19 protein-coding genes are annotated in these 18,827 nt (G+C 41.1%); 5 read left to right on the top strand and 14 right to left on the bottom strand.

The window, feature by feature from the left end; translation table 11 throughout:
• Positions 1-70: 70 nt before the first annotated feature.
• From FN960_RS00315 to dnaE, 8 genes are all read right to left on the bottom strand, one after another.
• Positions 71-547, bottom strand: coding sequence for a DUF441 domain-containing protein (locus FN960_RS00315; RefSeq protein WP_143846382.1), 477 nt, complete (start codon positions 545-547; stop codon positions 71-73).
• 133 nt (positions 548-680) lie between these two features.
• A complete protein-coding gene (locus FN960_RS00320; RefSeq protein ID WP_185970843.1) occupies positions 681-1,076 on the bottom strand; it encodes an FxsA family protein in 396 nt (131 codons plus the stop codon).
• A gap of 69 nt (positions 1,077-1,145) precedes the next feature.
• Complete coding sequence (gene pyk / locus FN960_RS00325; protein WP_143846384.1) at positions 1,146-2,900, bottom strand: pyruvate kinase; 1,755 nt, start codon at positions 2,898-2,900, stop codon at positions 1,146-1,148.
• Between the two features lie 46 nt (positions 2,901-2,946).
• Positions 2,947-3,906, bottom strand: coding sequence for a 6-phosphofructokinase (gene pfkA / locus FN960_RS00330; RefSeq protein ID WP_143846385.1), 960 nt, complete (start codon positions 3,904-3,906; stop codon positions 2,947-2,949).
• A 160-nt stretch (positions 3,907-4,066) separates the two neighbouring features.
• The gene (gene accA / locus FN960_RS00335; RefSeq protein ID WP_143846386.1) at positions 4,067-5,029 is read right to left on the bottom strand and encodes an acetyl-CoA carboxylase carboxyl transferase subunit alpha; all 963 of its coding nucleotides are present in this window, start codon (positions 5,027-5,029) and stop codon (positions 4,067-4,069) included.
• Positions 5,030-5,051: 22 nt separating this feature from the next.
• The gene (accD, locus tag FN960_RS00340) at positions 5,052-5,900 is read right to left on the bottom strand and encodes an acetyl-CoA carboxylase, carboxyltransferase subunit beta (protein ID WP_143846387.1); all 849 of its coding nucleotides are present in this window, start codon (positions 5,898-5,900) and stop codon (positions 5,052-5,054) included.
• A 288-nt stretch (positions 5,901-6,188) separates the two neighbouring features.
• A complete protein-coding gene (gene ystJ, locus FN960_RS00345) occupies positions 6,189-7,394 on the bottom strand; it encodes an NADP-dependent malic enzyme (protein WP_185970894.1) in 1,206 nt (401 codons plus the stop codon).
• Between the two features lie 175 nt (positions 7,395-7,569).
• Entirely contained in the window at positions 7,570-10,884 is a 3,315-nt protein-coding gene (dnaE, locus tag FN960_RS00350; RefSeq protein WP_143846389.1) for a DNA polymerase III subunit alpha, read from the bottom strand.
• Positions 10,885-10,982: 98 nt separating this feature from the next.
• Between dnaE and FN960_RS00355 the strand changes: the two genes are divergently transcribed.
• The 3 genes from FN960_RS00355 to FN960_RS00365 all read left to right on the top strand — a co-directional run bounded on the left by FN960_RS00355 (position 10,983) and on the right by FN960_RS00365 (position 12,110).
• The gene (locus FN960_RS00355; RefSeq protein WP_143846390.1) at positions 10,983-11,315 is read left to right on the top strand and encodes a YtrH family sporulation protein; all 333 of its coding nucleotides are present in this window, start codon (positions 10,983-10,985) and stop codon (positions 11,313-11,315) included.
• Complete coding sequence (ytrI, locus tag FN960_RS00360; RefSeq protein WP_260681878.1) at positions 11,288-11,821, top strand: sporulation membrane protein YtrI; 534 nt, start codon at positions 11,288-11,290, stop codon at positions 11,819-11,821. The genes FN960_RS00355 and ytrI overlap by 28 nt, the downstream gene beginning before the upstream one ends.
• Positions 11,822-11,909: 88 nt before the next feature.
• The gene (locus tag FN960_RS00365; RefSeq protein WP_143846391.1) at positions 11,910-12,110 is read left to right on the top strand and encodes a YtzJ family protein; all 201 of its coding nucleotides are present in this window, start codon (positions 11,910-11,912) and stop codon (positions 12,108-12,110) included.
• Between the two features lie 57 nt (positions 12,111-12,167).
• Here FN960_RS00365 and FN960_RS00370 read toward each other — a convergent pair whose 3' ends face one another.
• The gene (locus FN960_RS00370; RefSeq protein ID WP_143846392.1) at positions 12,168-13,103 is read right to left on the bottom strand and encodes a DHH family phosphoesterase; all 936 of its coding nucleotides are present in this window, start codon (positions 13,101-13,103) and stop codon (positions 12,168-12,170) included.
• A gap of 69 nt (positions 13,104-13,172) precedes the next feature.
• Between FN960_RS00370 and FN960_RS00375 the strand changes: the two genes are divergently transcribed.
• Positions 13,173-13,466, top strand: a complete 294-nt coding sequence (locus tag FN960_RS00375; RefSeq protein WP_143846393.1) for a YtpI family protein — start codon at positions 13,173-13,175, stop codon at positions 13,464-13,466.
• Between the two features lie 630 nt (positions 13,467-14,096).
• On the opposite strand, the gene FN960_RS00380 is transcribed toward FN960_RS00375, so the two are convergent.
• The 3 genes from FN960_RS00380 to FN960_RS00390 all read right to left on the bottom strand — a co-directional run bounded on the left by FN960_RS00380 (position 14,097) and on the right by FN960_RS00390 (position 16,484).
• Positions 14,097-15,401, bottom strand: coding sequence for a DRTGG domain-containing protein (locus FN960_RS00380; RefSeq protein WP_143846394.1), 1,305 nt, complete (start codon positions 15,399-15,401; stop codon positions 14,097-14,099).
• Positions 15,402-15,478: 77 nt separating this feature from the next.
• Positions 15,479-15,721 carry a hypothetical protein gene (locus FN960_RS00385; protein WP_143846395.1) on the bottom strand — a complete coding sequence of 81 codons (243 nt, stop codon included), beginning with the start codon at positions 15,719-15,721 and terminating at the stop codon, positions 15,479-15,481.
• A 79-nt stretch (positions 15,722-15,800) separates the two neighbouring features.
• On the bottom strand, positions 15,801-16,484 hold the full coding sequence (locus FN960_RS00390; protein ID WP_143846396.1) for a metal-dependent hydrolase: 684 nt from the start codon (positions 16,482-16,484) through the stop codon (positions 15,801-15,803).
• A gap of 129 nt (positions 16,485-16,613) precedes the next feature.
• Here FN960_RS00390 and FN960_RS00395 point away from each other — a divergent pair, with 129 nt between their 5' ends.
• The gene (locus FN960_RS00395; RefSeq protein WP_143846397.1) at positions 16,614-17,717 is read left to right on the top strand and encodes a M24 family metallopeptidase; all 1,104 of its coding nucleotides are present in this window, start codon (positions 16,614-16,616) and stop codon (positions 17,715-17,717) included.
• Positions 17,718-18,269: 552 nt separating this feature from the next.
• Here FN960_RS00395 and FN960_RS00400 read toward each other — a convergent pair.
• Both FN960_RS00400 and FN960_RS22645 read right to left on the bottom strand, forming a co-directional pair.
• Positions 18,270-18,650 carry a hypothetical protein gene (locus tag FN960_RS00400; RefSeq protein WP_143846398.1) on the bottom strand — a complete coding sequence of 127 codons (381 nt, stop codon included), beginning with the start codon at positions 18,648-18,650 and terminating at the stop codon, positions 18,270-18,272.
• Between the two features lie 15 nt (positions 18,651-18,665).
• On the bottom strand, positions 18,666-18,818 hold the full coding sequence (locus FN960_RS22645) for a hypothetical protein (protein ID WP_185970844.1): 153 nt from the start codon (positions 18,816-18,818) through the stop codon (positions 18,666-18,668).
• Positions 18,819-18,827: the final 9 nt, after the last annotated feature.

Raw genomic sequence — 18,827 nt, forward strand, 5'->3', positions numbered from 1 at the left:
TAACATGAATTTAAATTGGGTTTTATTCATTAAAGCGCCATCATTTTCTTATGAAAGGAAAAGGTATGGTTTAGCCTCCTCCTAAGTTCATAAAAAAAGAAAAAGCCTTCATTGTCAAATAAGCAACACCTGCGCCGATCAACGGTCCGACAGCAACTCCATTAAACAGAGCAACAGCCATGATTGTTCCAATCACTAATGCAACTGTAATATGAGGATCATTTTGGAGTAAATCAACGCCACTAGCAGCAACTAATGCCACTAATACCCCAGCTCCAAGTGCAATCCAGGCGTACGAAGATTTGGCAGCTTCAGCAAGGTGTCTAAATCCAATGTCTCCTGTTACAATCGGTGTTAAAACCGCAATGGTAATAACAGTGACTCCAATATTTAAACCCTTCTGCTGAAAAAAGGGAAACAATTTGTCTCCAAGTCCTGTCCATTTGACAATAAGCAAAAATAAAACGGCCACCATAAGCGATTGGTTTCTCGCTACGACCGCAATCCCCAATAAAATCAACATAAATAAGGTGGCATGAGAAATCAAATACAGACCCCAACTTTCCTCTTAGCAATTCATAAATATCATATCATAGTTTAATTCTTTCTGCTATATCTGTCGATTCTACTCATATTCCTGCATGTAAATGTAAAGATTTTATACTTTTTTTGCCCTCAGACTATCTCCTTGAAACAACTACAAACTGTCCTTTCTTAAATAAATGGTGCATCCACTTAATAACAAGTGCCTTCACAATGGTTCGTGTAAAGGGGACAAATAATACAAAGCCAAAAAGGTCTGTCAAAAACCCAGGTAGTAATAATAGGATGCCACCAATAAAAATACAAATTCCATCTAATACAACGCCTGTTGGTGGCTCCCCTTTGCTCAATTGAAGTCGAAATAGACGAATAGCATTTAACCCTTCCTTACGGGCAAGAATTAAACCAATCGCGCTGGTGGCAAGCATCAGGAATAACGTAGCCCAAATACCAATCAGTTGAATGATCAAATAGAATAAAGCTATTTCAATAGCAGGTACCACAACTGCTAATGCAATCATTATTTTTTTCATAAGCATACTCCTTTACTAAAAGTGGAGATAAAAAAAACTGGAGAAGGATCAATTCCCTCTCCAATTCCATTATAGTACACTTGCGTGACCTCTGTAAATGTCACCGCGTGCGCTGTCTACTGTTACTTCTTCACCATCTACAAACAGCTCTAGGGCTGCTTCCACACCAACAATCACAGGTGTTGATAGATTCAATCCTACAACAGCTGCGTGAGAGGTTAATCCGCCCTCTTCAGTAATAACAGCTGCAGCCTTTTCAAAAGCAGGAATCATGTCTTTATCTGTGCTATACGTAATAAGCACAGCACCTTCTACCATTTTTTGATTCGCTTCCTCTGCATTTCTAGCAACAACTACCTTACCTGATGCAGAACGACGACCAATACCTTGACCTTTAGCTACAACTTCTCCAATGATATGAACCTTCATTAAGTTTGTTGTTCCTGGTTCACCGATCGGAACACCAGCAGAGATTACAACTAAATCCCCTTGATTAATAAGACCAGATTGTCTAGCAGTCTCTACAGTAGAATCAAGCATCTCATCTGTAGTGCCGGCTCTTGAGCCTAATAAAGGATAAACACCCCACACAAGGTTAAGCTTACGATACTCTCGCTCGTTACCCGTTACTGCCAAAATTGGTGCCTTTGGACGGAACTTGGATGCAATTCGTGCTGTATAGCCACTTTCTGTTGCAGTTAAGATGGCTGCTGCATTTAACGTTTCAGAAGTGTACACAACGGATTGACCCACTGCGCTAGTAATGCTAACTTTTGCTTCTTTTGATTTGTTACGTAGAAGGGCTTCGTAATTTAGCGCTTGTTCAGTGCGAGTAGCAATGTTATGCATCGTCTGTACAGCTTCTACAGGATAGTCTCCAGCTGCTGTTTCACCGGAAAGCATAATAGCATCCGTTCCATCAAAAATGGCGTTTGCTACGTCACTGGCTTCCGCACGAGTTGGACGAGGATTACGCTGCATGGAATCAAGCATTTGTGTCGCTGTAATAACAGGCTTGGCCACAGCATTACATTTTTTAATTAGCATCTTTTGAACTAAAGGCACTTCTTCAGCCGGAATTTCTACACCTAAGTCACCACGAGCAACCATTAATCCGTCTGAAACTTCAAGAATCTCGTCAATGTTATCAACGCCTTCTTGGTTTTCAATCTTAGGGATAATGCCGATAGACTGAGCATCATTTCTCTCTAAAAGCTCTCTGATTTCCAAAACATCAGACGCACGACGTACAAATGAAGCCGCAATAAAATCGACATTTTGTTCGATACCAAAGCGAATGTCTGCCGCATCCTTATCCGTAATTCCTGGTAGATCAACGCTGACGTTAGGTACATTACAGCCTTTTTTGTTCTTTAATAAGCCATTGTTCATAACAGTAGTTTTAATTTCGTCACGTCCTACTTCTGTTACCTTTAGACCAATCAGGCCGTCATCCAGAAGAATAACCGAACCAGGTTCTACATCATTAACAAGACCAGAATACGTAATGGAGATTCTCTCGCTGTTCCCAACTACTTCATTCATTGAGACAATAAGTTCTTGTCCAGCCTTTAATTCCACTGATCCGCCTTCAAGCGTTTGTGTGCGAATTTCAGGACCTTTAGTATCTAATAGAATAGCAACCGTTTTGCCTGTTAACTTGGAAGCTTCTCGAATGTTCTCGATCCTAGCACCGTGCTCTTCAAAATCACCATGTGAAAAGTTTAATCTTGCTACATTCATTCCTGCTTCAATTAATTTTACCAACTTGTCAACCGTTTCACTGGCTGGTCCAATTGTACATACGATCTTCGTTTTACGCATAAATTCCTCCTGAGTATAGTACTTACTGTTTGTTGTATGCTTGCCTTTAAATAGATAGTTCTTGCGAAAGAGTGTACATATCTAAATCAATGGTATGCTGATTTGCCAGAATCTCATTGATATCGTGGTAAACAAGTTTATTTTGCTGTATACCAACCGTTACTCCTTCTTTCCCTTCAAGCAATAGATCAACTGCCTTTGCTCCAAGTCTACTAGCAAGGACTCGGTCCGCACCAGTTGGTGATCCGCCACGCTGAATATGCCCAAGCACGGTCACACGGTTTTCCGTATTTGTCTCTTCTCTCAAACGCTGTGCGAAATCAATGCCACTTCCCACACCTTCAGCAATGATAATGATACTGTGCTTTTTGCCACGTTCTTGTCCTCGCTTAAGCTTATACATGATATCATCAAAATCATGCTCTGCTTCTGGAATTAAAATGGTTTCTGCTCCATCTGCCAAACCAGCCCAGAGTGCAAGATCCCCCGCATGGCGACCCATAACCTCAATAACGTATGTACGCTCATGTGAGGTGGCTGTGTCTCGGATTTTATCAATGGCATCGATAACCGTATTTAAGGCCGTATCAAAACCGATTGTAAAGTCAGTGCCCGGAATATCATTATCAATCGTTCCAGGTACACCAATGGTTGGAAAGCCATGTTCGGTTAGCTTTTGAGCACCTCTAAATGAACCGTCTCCACCAATCACCACAAGACCTTCAATCCCAAATTTCTTTAACTGTTCAATTCCTTTTTGCTGACCTTCGAGCGTTTTAAATTCTTCACATCTTGCAGTATAGAGCATCGTACCTCCACGGTGAATGATATCACCTACAGATCCAAGCTCCATCTTCTTAATGTCACCCGCAATCAAACCAGCATATCCGTAATAGATACCGTACACTTCTATATCATGATAAATCGCTTTTCGTACCACCGCACGAATTGCTGCGTTCATGCCTGGAGAATCCCCACCACTTGTAAGAACACCAATTCTTTTCAAAGCTCTTCCTCCTTCAATTCAGCCGTAAACTAAATTGTCTTGTCTACTCTATTTTATCATGCTCTCAAATAAAAAAAATACCATGTTCATGCAAAGAATACAAACATTCAATGAAAAAAGAAGCACTCTATTGAATGAGAGCGCTTCTTTTTTGATCTATTTACAAATCTGCAATGGAATTCTGTCCCATTTGCTTATATTTGTCATATCTCTTTATTAATAGCTCTTCTATAGATAGATGATTTAGCTCAGATAATGAGCGCTCAATCACTGTTTGAATATGCTGGGCCTGAGTCTCCACATCCATATGCGCGCCGCCCTTAGCCTCATAAATAATTTCATCAATAATTTCTAATTTCTTTAGGTCTGGCGCAGTAATCATCATGGTTTCTGCTGCTCTTTGTGCTTGAGTAGAATCCTTCCATAGTAAAGCCGCCGCTCCCTCTGGAGAGATAACGGAGTAGGTAGAGTTTTCAAGCATATGAATACGATCTGCAACACCTAGGGCCAAAGCACCGCCACTTCCACCTTCCCCAATGACAATCGAAATAATTGGCACTCTTAGTCCTGCCATTTCGAGTAGGTTTCTGGCAATTGCTTCACTCTGCCCGCGTTCCTCAGATTCCTTTCCAGGATCCGCACCTTTTGTATCAATAAAACAAATGATAGGGCGGTGAAATTTCTCAGCTTGCTTCATTAAACGAAGAGCTTTCCGATATCCTTCTGGACGAGGAGATCCAAAGTTCCTGCGAATGTTTTCTTTTGTATCCTTACCACGCTGATGACCAATGATGGTAACGGCTTGGCCATTAAACTTAGCTATGCCTGCCACAATGGCTTCATCATCACTAAATAACCGATCACCATGCATTTCAATAAAATCTTCAAATAAATAAGAGATATAATCAAGTGTTGTAGGTCTTTTATTATTACGTGCAATCTGCACTCTTTCCCAAGGCTTAAGATTACCATATATTTCTCTTTCTAATTCACGAAGGCGTTCTTCCATTCTTTCAATTTCAGCAGAAAGATCAATATCTTTTTCGTGAGCGAACGTTTGAAGCTCTTCTATTTTGTCTTTTAATTCATTAATAGGTTTTTCAAACACCATTTCATTTCCCATTCGATTTCATGGACTCCCTTCTTTAAGACGGCGAATGCATATCCAGGATTTTAGTGAGTGTTTCTTTCATTTCATGCCTAGAAATCACTCGATCCAACTGACCATGTTTTAGCAGGAATTCCGCTGTTTGAAAGTCATCGGGAAGCTCCTGTCTAGTTGTTTGCTCAATAATTCGTCTACCAGCAAACCCTATTAGTGCACCCGGTTCAGCAAAATTGTAATCCCCCAATGAGGCAAAGCTTGCAGATACTCCACCTGTGGTCGGGTGCGTCATTATAGAAATATATAAGCCCCCAGAACGATGAAGCATTTGTAAAGCTGAGCTTGTTTTGGCCATCTGCATCAAACTTAAAACGCCTTCTTGCATACGCGCTCCACCTGAAGCTGTGAAGAGAAGTAATGGTACTTTTCGTTCAATTGCTTTTTCAATGGCGCGAGTAATTTTCTCACCAACCACTGTCCCCATGCTACCCATTCGAAAACGAGAATCCATAATCGCAATCACAACAGGAAAGCTGTTTATCGTTCCTTCACCAGTCACTACTGCTTCGTTAAGCTTTGTTTTTTTACGATCTGCCAGAAGCTTGTCTTCATAGCCAGGAAAATCAAGTGGGTTTTTACCGATAAGTTCTTTATCGTATTCTTTAAATGACTGCTCGTCTAATAGAGCATCAATTCGATCATACGCTGACATCCGATGGTGATGGGAACAAGATGGACATACCTGTAGGTTCTTCTTAAAGTCCTTTGTGTATAAGATGGTTCCACAGTTTTGACACTTTGTCATCAGCCCTTCAGGTACTTCCTGTTTGGCTCTTTCCGACGGGATGGTTGCATATCGTTTTTTCTTTGAAAACAAATCCTTAAGCATGCTTTGCACCTCACTAGCACTAAAACTACACCTTCACGGCATAATTAAATGCTGAACATGTAATTATCGTTTTTTAATTCTACCTTTTAAAATATAACACCCTTTTAAAGTATAAGGATAAATAGATAGGAAGCAAGAGTGTCCTAGCAACTTTCTAAAAAAGTCTAACCTAATATGTTCATTATATTCGTTGAATAGGTCAAGCATTCCTGCTCAAAAAATAATTATAACACACAATAAGCCGGCGTTATCCCCCGGCTTATTGTGACAATTTATTTACTTAGATGTTTATTCGTTAATAAGTGTCATTTCTTTCGTGCGCTCTGCCACCTCATCAGGGTTTACCTTAATGCGAGCTACTCCCGTTTCCATTGCTGTTTTCGCAACAGCAGCAGCTACGGCTGGGGCAACACGAGGGTCAAAAGGTGCTGGGATGACATAATCAGTAGTTAATTCAGATTCTTCAATTAGATTTGCAATAGCATAAACTGCTGCAACCTTCATCTCTTCATTGATATGAGTTGCACGCACATCCAATGCACCGCGGAAGATTCCAGGGAAGGCTAACACATTGTTCACCTGGTTAGGGAAGTCAGAACGTCCCGTACCAATTACAGCAGCACCTGCCGCCTTGGCATCCTCTGGCATAATTTCAGGGATAGGGTTGGCCATTGCAAAAATAATAGGGTCTGCATTCATACTTTCTACCATTTCTCTTGAGACTGCCCCTTCAACAGAAACACCAATAAAGACATCTGAATCCTTGATCACATCTTCTAGAGAGCCTTCTAGGCGTCTTGTGTTGGTTTTTTTGGCTACTTCTTCTTTAATCGGGTTCATTCCGTATCCTCTACCCTCAAAAATAGCCCCTTTAGTATCACACATCACAATTTCACGAACACCAAGACTTAGCATTAATTTAATGATAGCTATACCTGCTGCTCCCGCTCCGTTTACAACAACCTTAATATCTGCTAATTTTTTGTTGCTGATCTTTAGCGCATTAATTAGTCCTGCAAGAGTAACAATGGCTGTGCCGTGCTGATCATCGTGGAAAATCGGAATATTCGTCTCTTTCTTAAGGCGTTCTTCAATTTCAAAACAATCTGGAGCAGCAATATCCTCTAGATTCACCCCGCCAAATGTTGGTTCAAGTAATTTAACCGTGTTAATTATTTCGTCTACGTTGTTTGAGCGCAAGCAAATTGGAAACGCATCCACACCTGCAAATGACTTAAATAATACAGCCTTACCTTCCATAACTGGCAGGGATGCCTCAGGTCCAATATTACCTAAACCTAAAACCGCAGTACCATTACTCACTACCGCAACCATATTACCTTTCATCGTATATTCATAGACATTCTCAACATCTTCATAAATTTCTTTACATGGCTCTGCTACCCCAGGGGAATACGCTAAGCTAAGGTCTCTCGCATTTTTAACTGGAACTTTCGCTTTCGATTCTAGCTTCCCTTTATTTAATCGGTGCATGTGTAGGGCTTCTTCTCTTGTCGTTGGCAAAATATCCACTCTCCTTATGTACTATGTATTGTCATTCAATCCGTTCAATCTCTAGCAAACAGTTTAATTATAAACAAAACTATAGCCTGAGCCAAGTCTATGAGCCCGTAAGTTCAATGAAATCTTACTTTTTTAAGTTAAAAAATCATTTTACTACGACATTTTCCGCTCCAATTAATTGCTTTAAACGCTCTAGGAATGCAGGGTTGACCTCTACTCGAAAATCCTTTGAATGAGCACTTTTGCTTTTTGTATCTGAAAAATAAATTACCACCTCGATATCCCCATGTGAATCCGTAAGCATTTGTTTTACCTCTGGCCAAACCACAGCATCTGACTTTAATCGTAGAAATAGCGTTTGAGATTTCCTTTGGGCCTTTAGGTTCTCCAATGAAACGGCACGATCAACTAGAAACTGAACCTTTTCTCTGCTTTCATCCAGTCTCCCTTCTAAAAACACAAGTCGATTTACTTTTAAAAAATGACCTGAGGATTCCCAGACTTTAGGGAACACAACGGCTTCGCATTGGTTGCTTTCATCATTAATTTTTAAAAAGGCCATTGAATCGCCTTTTTTAGTGGTTATTTGGCGACAATCCTCGATGAGGCAGGCAATACGTACCTTTTGTTTACTTAATAAAGCCTCCTCAATGGTTATTCTTCCATAATGGACAAGAGTCTCATGATATTCCTCAACGGGATGGCCAGATAAATAAAATCCAAGAGCTTGTTTCTCGTACATCAATTTTTCATTTGCAAGGAGCGGCTCTGCTTCACTGTAAGATGGAGTAGGCGGATTAAAAGTAAACAGCCCTTCTGTTTCCTCTTCAAATTCTCTAATGCTCTGACCATAATCAAAGGCCTCATCCAAGGAATGGAGCAATACTGCACGATCCTCTCCCCATTCATCAAATACACCGGCTTTAATTAAACTTTCTACTGAACGTTTAGGAACCAGCTGAGGATTAAGTCTTCTACAGAAATCAAAGAGATGTTTAAATGGACTTCGTTGACGCTCTTTTAAGATTTCATGTACAGCCTTCACTCCCACATGCTCAATAGAAAGCAGACCAAATCGAATCCCGTGCTGTGTAGATGTAAATAGCTGCTCACTATGTTGAATAGAAGGAGGCAATATCGTCTGCTTCCTCTGCTTCGCTTCCTTCAGATAAACGGCTAGCTTATCGTGATTATGCCATACAGAAGAAAGAAGAGATGTATAAAATGTAGCTGGATAGTGAGCTTTTAGATAAGCCAGCTGATAACTTAACATGCTGTAAGCTACGGCATGGCTGCGATTAAAACCATAATTAGCAAATCGCTCAATTAATTGATAGGCTCCACTTGCCACAGATTCCTGATAACCAAGCTCAATGGAGCGTTCTACAAATGCATTCTTTTGCTCCTGTAGCGTGGTTTGATTCTTTTTACTTATGGCTCTCCTTAATAAATCTGCTTCAGCCAAGGAGTAGCCAGCCAACTTAGCTGCTAATTGCATAATTTGTTCTTGATAGACCAGAACACCATATGTCGGTTTTAGAATAGAGCTTACATCCTCATGCAAGTAGCTAACCTCTGTTCTACCTTTTTTTCCATCGATGTAATCCGCAATATATTCCATCGGACCTGGTCTATACAAAGCATTTACAGCCACAATATCCTCAAATTCAGTGGGCCCAAGTCGGTCCAGTACACTTCTCATACCATCTGATTCCAATTGAAATACACCTGTGGTATCTCCTTTAGCAAGAAGCTGATAGGTTTGTTCATCATCCATTGGGATCTTTTTTAAATCAAAGGATTGATGCTGCTGTTGACGTACCCCTGAAGTGATAGACTCCAAAAGAGTCAGGTTGCGCAAGCCTAGAAAGTCGAACTTTAATAAGCCAACCTGTTCAACAACCTCCATGGTGGCCTGAGTAAGCGGAATTCCCCCTCTACCCTGCTCTAACGCTACCCTCTCCCACAAGGGGCGTGCACTAATAATAACGCCAGCTGCATGGGTGGAGGTGTGTCTTGGTAGTCCCTCAATAGAACTTGCCGCTTGAATTAATACTTTAGCGTCTTGTTCATCTTTAATCATTTGCTGGAAGACCCTACTTTGCTCTACTGCTTTGGATATCGTAATTTTTGGTGTTTGCGGTATCTCAGCCAGAATTCGATGAAGCAGCCCCTGTTCTGTATGCAATACCTTTGCCGCTGCCCGTATCGCTGCTTTAGCCGCAAAGGTTCCGAAGGTGAGGATTTGCGCCACGTGACCTTGTCCATAACGCTTGTACACATAGTCAATGACCTCATCTCGCCTATGATCAGGAAAGTCGATATCAATATCCGGTAATGTGACTCTCTCTGGGTTTAAAAAGCGTTCAAACAATAGATTATATTTGATAGGATCAACATCTGTAATCGATAAACAATATGCTACTATCGACCCTGCAGCTGAGCCTCGTCCAGGTCCAACGATGATGCCTGCTTGCCGCGCATACTTCATAAAATCCCAAACGATTAAGAAATAATCACTGAAGCCTAATTGGTTTATAATCGTAAGCTCATAATCCAGTCGATCTTTATGTTCTGAAGTCGGCTCACCATAGCGTTCATTTAACCCTTTTTCGCACAACGTACGCAGATGCTGTTCGGAGGGTTCATGAGCGAAAGGGTACGTCGGTAGCTGCACGGATAAATCGAGTTGAATATTAATAGATGCAGCAAGCCTTTCTGTTTCGAGCAGGGACTCGGGAAAGGCTTGAAATTGAGATTGCATCTCCTCTGGGGTTGGCAGTAGATAGTCTCTGGAAATAATGTCGTTTAAACTGACATCCTGTGCGATAGCCTGTAGCAAACGCTGTGACCATTCATCCTCTCGTTTTGTATAACGAATAGGCTTTGCGGCAATAGTAGGCAGCTTTAATTGCCCTGCCACGTTTACAATCGCTTGTTGCATGTCCTTGTCTTCATCCTGTTGCAATTCTAAGTAGCCCTTTTGATTAATGATACCCCAGCCTTTCAGCCAGCTAATCGCATGATCTATGTAACCCGTTTGCAGATAACTAGAGACGGGGCCCTGTTTATAAGGCAGAATAACAACACAATGATCTAGTTCTAATTCAAGCCATTCCTGCTTCGTAAAATACTGCTGTTTCTCGTCTTTCATACCTATTGTTGAAGCAAGCTTTAATAATTCTTGGTATCCCATGCTTGAAGTAGCAAGTAGTCTTAAAAGAAATGGTTGAGACCCATTTTCTGCATCCATTAAAGAGAGCTCTATTCCAAGTAGTGGCTTAATCCCATGCTTCTTGCACGCTAAATAAAATGGAATGGCTCCATACATAACATGATGATCCGTTAGAGCCAAAGCCTGATAGCCAAGTTCCTTTGCTGTTTTTACAAGTGACTCAATTCGGTTCGTAGATTGCAATAAACTATATTCACTATAGACAGAGGTCTGAACAATTCCCATGTTATCCTCCCTTTCTTTTAGGATTTGTAATTGGTACGCATACTTCCTACAGCTTGACTCATATACTTAGACAACTCGATTTAGAGGAGGCGACTGTTTTGACCAGAGAGATGCTTGCAACATTAGTCATTGATTTTTTTGTTGCCTTTGGTGTTATAATTGGCGGCGCTTTAATTGGAGGCATAGGTGCATTTATTTTAGGAAAACCTCCACTACTCGCAATTCATAATTTGGCTGGCAGCTTAAAGATCTGGGCCATTGTGGCAGCACTCGGTGGAACCTTTGATGCTATCACCACGTTGGAGCGCGGTTTATTTAGCGGCATTCATGATGACATCTACCGAACCCTCTTAATGGTTTTTGCTGCGTTGTGTGGGGCTCATACCGGGACGATCTTAATTCAATGGATCGTTGGAGAGCCGTTGTCTTAATGAGAATGCCATCCAATATCACCCGGCCTGGCTGGCTGCGCTTTTTTGCCGGGATCATCATTGGCAGTATCCTCGGATGGACTTTTTTTCTTTTTCAATACGGGCAAATATATGAGAATCTAATTGTGACACGAATACAACAGGACCTTAAAATCGAGACTCTTCAAGAACGAATTGAACAGCTAGTTAGTCAACAAAAGGTGCAGAATGAAGAAAATTTAAAGAAACTAACCATCCAGCAGGTTGAAGTCCACTTTACCAATGAAAATGATTTAAATCTCGATCAGCTTACAACATACGAAATTCGACAAAACGTATTATCCGAGCTAGCTTATCTTGAGCGGAAGGATATTGAATCCGTCCACAATACCAAAGAACTGATGATTCGTACCATAGAAAACAAAATTTTTCTGATTGAGGATAAACGATATCGTGTCCAAATCTCCGAGCTCTATCTCTTTACGACATTACATGTATATGCCGAAATTCATAAAGAAGGCGAGTGATACCAGTTGAAAATTTATTAAAATAACTGTATTTAACTGACTTTTCATTTATACTATAGAATAAATGAAAGGTAAGGAGGCCATTAACATGGACATGACGGGAAAAGACATGGTCATTAATCGTAAAGATATGGCACGAAAGAAGCTGGCTAAGCTGAAAGCAGGTCAGAGTGCCTTCACTGAAACAAAAGAGGTCGCAGAACTTTTACGAAAGCTTGCTAAAGAAGAAGGCGTCTCCTATGAGGAAGATGTAACCGAACTAGGCGCCTGGTTTATTCCACAGAAATAATAGATAGAGAAAATGTATGAGAGTGAGGAGAGGGCTTCAACGTGAAGGCCTCTTTTGTTATGACTCTTTCTCACAGGAATTAATTAGTTTTTTGGTAATGACCTCTGTTTCTTCCCACGAATAAGCTGTAGCTCCGGATGCCAAGGGATGACCCCCACCATGATGCTCTGAGGCAATCTGATTAATAATTGGGCCACGTGAACGTAAACGAACCCGGATACGGTCATCTTCTTCTACATAAAATACCCAAACCTTTAATCCTTCAACAGACGAAAAGATGTTCACCAATTGGGAAGATTCATTAGATGATACTTCAAATGACTCAAGTATCTCCTTTGTTAGTCTCATCACACCTACAGACCCTTCTAGGATTTCAAAGTGTTGGAGCACATATCCCTCCAGCCGCATCATTTTCAGCTCTCGTTTATAGAGCTGACCATAAAACTGATTGACGTCTATACCATACTCAAGCAGCTTAGCCGTTCTGCGCAAGGTTTCAGGTTTAGTATTTGGATATCTAAATCTACCCGTATCCCCCACGATCCCTGCATAAAGCAAGTATGCAGATTGTCCAGAAAGCTGTAAGTGCTCACTCGTCTCAGCTAACTCAACAATCATTTCACTTGTTGAACTTGCATTCACATCTACCCAAACAATTTGTCCATATGGTTCTTCATTTGGATGATGATCAATCTTGATGAGGTATGCTCCTAGCTCAGTCCGATCGTCACTTATTCTTTCTTGATTAGCTGTGTCACAGACAATGATTAATGAGTTAGAATAGACCTCATCTGAGACCTCGTCCATACGACCTAAAAAAGCAAGAGAGGGCTCTTCTTCTCCTACCGCATAAATAGACTTGTCTGGAAAGCTTTCTCTTAATAAGGTCCGTAAACCGAGCTGAGAACCAATGGCATCAGGATCGGGACGAACATGCCTATGTATAATAATTGTATTGTAATCTAAAATACGCTGTAAAATCTCTTGCTTCATAATTAGCTCCTTTTATGTGGATATTTTTATAGGGGCACGCTACAATTGTACTAGTTAGGAGGCTTCCATATGGATAAAATACTTATTATCTTAATTGTTTTTACCGCTGTGTGTTTTTTATATAACCGTATACGGGCTTGGCGTAAGCCTGATTCTCTCATTAAAAAAATCTTTGAATCCCGCTCTACATTATTTTTAGGCATGTTTTTAGCTGTGTTTAGCTTAAATCTACTCATTGACCCTCGTTCTGTTATTGATACGATTGTAGGCGCTGTGTTAATGATCTTTGCTTTAGCTAACGGGATTTTTGGGTTTAAAGCATATAAGCATTATATGAACCAGGCTGAACCAACTAATTCATAAAATAGGGTAAAGTCGTTATTATCGTTTTAATACTGATGCTATTGCCCATCTAAATCAAGCGGACGCAAATGGAGGGCCGACACCTGCGGGACAAAAAGGATGCCACTGAAAAAGTCATCTAGAACTAAGCTCATGGGCACCGCTCCAGGAGAAACCTACGCTTTCCACGGGAACGGCCTCAGCCCTTGAAGTGGAAGTGCGCCACTTCAATGTCTTCAGACGCGTTCTGTTCCGTAGGAGTCTTCGGTTTCTCCTTCCGCTATCATTCTAATTCAAATAAATAACGAACGTTTCTATTTAAGTGAATGAGGGCTATTTTTTTGATATGAAGATTCACTATCATATAAAGCTTCTTTTTCAGTGGCCTCAATGAAAAGATTCAATAAGATAAATCGACGTAGTCGAGTTAGCTCAATACCTTCCCGCGGTAAGCATGCCCCCATTTTCGGAGCGCATGATCCGTCCACTAGTTTGTTTACATCGATGTAAGTTACACATAAACATGGACTCTATCAAAAATAGAAAGCCCTAAGTCCTAAACGGCTTAGGGTTACTTTGTGTCCGTGCTGGAGATGTTGACAGCCTCCACAAGAGACTGTCAAGTTGCCAAGCTTCCTTTTTATTGGTTAATCAATCAATAAACTGGGCCATTACTAATGCCTTGCCCACAATTCGATCCTCGTGATAAAGCTCAACGTCAATTTTAGCATGCTTTCGCCCTAACTCAAGAACTCTGGGAATGATGGTGATGGTGCTATCTATTTGAACCGGCTTTAAAAAATAGACGGTCATGTTTTCTACCACCAAATCACCCTTAGATTTCGTTCGTAAAATCCGGCTCCCAGCCTCCGTTACTAATGTTGTCATTACACCATGTGATACAGTCCCAAGATGGTTACTCATCTGTGGTGTAATACTGCACTGATATTTCCCTTCACTTCCAGGCACCTGCTCCATCCGACTGACCACAATATCCTCAATTGTCTCCCCAACCTGTGGCTGCCTTTGAATCATTTGTAATGCCTTCAATACATCCTGACGACTCACAACCCCGGTTAACTGATTTTGACTGTCTACAACAGGCAAAAGCTCGATGCCTTCCCAGACCATTATATGAGCTGCGGAAGCAACAGAGGTGTGCTCGCTTACTGTAATTGGGTTAGTCGTCATTACTTTATCAATAGTGGTTTGCTTCTCTACATCAACCACATCCTTAGCAGCAATCATGCCTTGAACCCTGGTAAGCTCGTCCACTACAGGATAACGGCTGTGGCTTGTTTGCTCATTTAATTCATGCCAACGCACAACCTCATCATGTGTATAAAGAACAAATGTTTCAGAAAGGGGAATAAGAATATCCTGTACAAGAATAATTTCTTTTTTTATCAACTGATCATAGATCGCTCGATTAATCATAGCGGCTACTGTAAATGTATCATAGCTTGAAGAAATAATCGGTAAATCAAGTTCATCTGCAAGCCTAATTGTATTAGGATCTGTATCAAACCCACCTGTTATGAGTACGGCTGAACCCGCCTCAAGAGCCAGCTTGTGTGAATCGTAGCGATTCCCAACAATTAAAAGATTGCCAGCCGTGACATAACGCATCATTGCATCCTTTGTCATCGCTCCAATGACAAATCGGTTTAATGTTTTGTGAAGCCCCTGTCTTCCTCCCAGGACTTGACCATCCACAATATTCACAATCTCTGCGTACGTCAGCTTCTCTATGTTTTCTTTTTTCTTCTTTTCAATTCGAATTGTTCCTACTCGCTCAATTGTGCTGACAAGCCCTTGGTTTTCCGCCTCTTTAATGGCCCTGTAGGCTGTACCCTCACTTAAAGAGAGTGCTTTAGCAATTCTACGGACAGATATTTTTTCTCCAACATGCAAGTGAGTAATATATTCAAGTATCTGCTCATGCTTCGTAGCCATTCTGCTCTCACGCCCTCATTTTCAGTCAGCTGTTACTTACCAACTATTATACGTCTGAAAGAATAGGGCTTCAAGGATCATTCGTTTTCAGCAACCCTTCGGGGAGTAAAAGCCGTTTTTTTCTCTCTTACACGCTCTTGACGTACCGAGAACGAACGTACCCAAGCTAGGAGATTACTAAGTAATACAAGTGCTGCAAAAGCTACCCAGCAAAAAGCAAACCACCCTGCCACTCCACCCTCGCCAAGCGGTAAATATTGCAGACCATAAGAAAATAAAATACCAGCTATAAGCAAGTAAATGAGAAATCGTTGTTTCATACGTATCACTCTCCTTTATATAGACTATGCAGGCTTGTACAAAAAAAGAACGGCAAATGATTGCCGTTCTTTACCTCTTTTATAAAGTTAATTTATCTCCCACGTTCAATATGTGACCCGTGCCGGTAGATAAACGGGATACAAAGGCCTCTGGGTCCTGCTCGATGAACGGAAACGTATTGTAATGAATAGGTACAACTTTTTTTGCCTGAACCCATTCAGCAGCCACTGCAGCATCTTCAGGCCCCATGGTCAGCATATCACCAATCGGCAAAAAGGCCAGATCAATGTTGTTCCGCTCCCCAATTATTTTCATATCTCCAAATAAGCCTGTATCTCCTGCATGATAGATCGTTTTCCCTTCTGCCGTAAACAGAATTCCAGCAGGCATACCCGTGTATATAATTTCTTGTGAGTCTTCATCAATGAAAGACGAACCATGAAACGCTTGAGTTAATTTTACTGTACCAAAATCAAACTCCTTGGCTCCACCTATATGCATGGGCTGAGTATTTACCCCTTTCCAGCCTAAATAGGTGGCTAACTCAAAGGTTGCAATGACAAGTGCATCATTACGTTTCGCCAACTCTACCGTATCTCCAACATGATCTCCATGTCCATGAGTTAATAAAATGACATCCACTTTCTGATCATCAGCATTTAAATCTGAACGCTCATTCCCCGTAATAAATGGATCAATTAATATTGTTTTACCATTAGTCTCAATCTTAACCACGGAATGGCCGTGATAGCTTACATCCATGTTACGTCAGCTCCTTCACATTTTTCATTCTTTTCATTATGTAACCGAATATTAGCAAGTTAAAACACTGTCTTTTATAACGATGAAACCGTTATGATAAAATAAGACAAACACATTAGGAGGCTAACCATGACAGTAGAACGCTTAACTACATTTCAAAAGCAATTAAAAACAGAAAATATTGCAGCTGCATTTATCCAAGGAAAGGAAAACATCTTCTATCTCACCGGGTTTCGTACAGACCCTCACGAACGTATTGTTGCTCTCATCGTCCTTCCGGATGAAGAGCCATTTTTAATCGTCCCAGGAATGGAAAAACCATTGGTCCAAAAAGCCGGTTGGACACACACAATTCTTACATACAGTGATACAGATCAACCATGGAGCATTCTAGGCAATGCACTCTCTAGATATACCCTTTCAGGGGATTCAATCTGGGTCGAAAAGCGACTGATACCTTTAGAGCGAGCCGAACAGCTTCAACAGCTCTTAGGACAAAAACAATTGCTAGATGCTGAACCAGCCTTAATGCAGCTACGCTCCATTAAATCAGAGGATGAAATAGCTCATATGAGAAAAGCAGCTCAATTAGCTGATTTCGGGGTTGAGATCGGCGTTGGAGCTATCGCAGAAGGGCGCACGGAAATTGAGATTCTTGCCAAAATCGAATACGAGCTCACTCTTAGAGGCATTAATGAAATGGCCTTCCAAACAACTGTGATAAGTGGTGCCAATTCAGCTGATCCACACGGCAAACCAAGTAATAAAGCTATCCAGCATGGAGATCTAGTGCTATTTGATTTAGGAGTTGTTGTTGAAGGGTACTGTTCAGATATCACTCGTACTGTCGCCTTTGGCGAACTATCCGACTCTTTACAAACTGTTTATCAGACCGTACTCGAAGCCAATCAAGCAGCCATCTCCATTTGCAAGCCTGGCACAGAACTTGGAGCACTCGATCGCAAAGCACGATCTATCATTACAGAAGCCGGCTTTGGAGAACAATTCCCACACCGTTTAGGACATGGACTTGGTACAGATGTGCATGAGCTACCATCCATTAACGAAACGAACACTGATAAACTTCAAGCAGGCATGACCTTTACCATCGAACCTGGTATCTATCTGCCAAACCAAGGTGGCGTGCGTATTGAAGATGACGTCTTGATAACGAAAGATGGCTACGAGCTATTAACGAAATATCCTAAAGAACTGCAAATTATTAGAGGGTAATCAAAGTAAGTGGGCTGCTCCCGTGGTTGGTTTATGACCTCATGGAGCAGCCCTTTACCGCTTCATATGAATCCGAATGGTAGTTAGAAGCTGTGTCCTACTGGTTTTATCGATAAAGGTCGACTCGGAATTAGCTCTTCTACCGTCGCTCTCAAAATAGAGAGCCTACCTGAGGTCAAGTACCCGAAAAGTAGGGCTTTGCCACCTTATTTTTAGATCAACCTGTTGATCGACAGAAAAAGAAGATTTAACTTGATAGTGTTGAACAGTTCCTGCCTGATATCGATTCTTTCCCGATATCGTTCCTCTCTTTCCCGATATCGTCCTCTATTTCCCGATATCGTCTTCTCTTTCCCGATATCCGCTCCTCTTTCCCGATATCCGCCCTCTCTTTCCCGATATATGTAATAAACACCTATTCTACGTAAGCCGTGGACATGTTGTATGGATGGTCCCCTTTCAAATCGTTCTTTTTACTCACAAAAACAATCCCAAAACACGAGGAACCGCGCTTTGGGATTTTAGTAGCAATGCTTATAAATTTGTTGTACCTTATTCCTGCCAACCCCATGTGTAGAGACGATCATCCTCATCCATAAATCGAATATCAAATGATTGTAGTTGAGGATAGGCTTGTTTTAGGGTTTCTTTATATTGCTCCTGTTTTTTATCCTTGCTTATCTTTAACATGCTCACCATATGATCTACTTGAACCTTAGCTTCTTTTCCTTTTATGACGTTCGAGCCTGTCTCATATTCATAATGGCCAGGGCTGTCATATTCCCACTCATGTTCGACCCCGTTTTCTACAATTGTGATACGTAAAGAAAAAGTCTGCATGAGCTCAAAGCCGCTAGCCTTGACTGGAACAGCCGGCAAGATCAAAGGCATCATTATCATTAAATACATAATCGCTTGCCATCGTTTTTTCATGGGTCTCACCTCACCTTAGAATCGTTCGCTTTTAGATTCTTTTGTTGAAGGCTTGCTTTTATCTTGTTCAATTGTTCCCATATTGTAAGAGTCCATCAGCTGCTGATTTACTTCTTTTTCTCCTTCAGACATATCAGCTGTCCATTCTTCTTCTTGTTTCTTTTCCATATTAAAAAC

Source organism: Alkalicoccobacillus porphyridii (assembly GCF_007293315.1).
Classification (GTDB): Bacteria; Bacillota; Bacilli; order Bacillales; family Bacillaceae_D; genus Alkalicoccobacillus; species Alkalicoccobacillus porphyridii.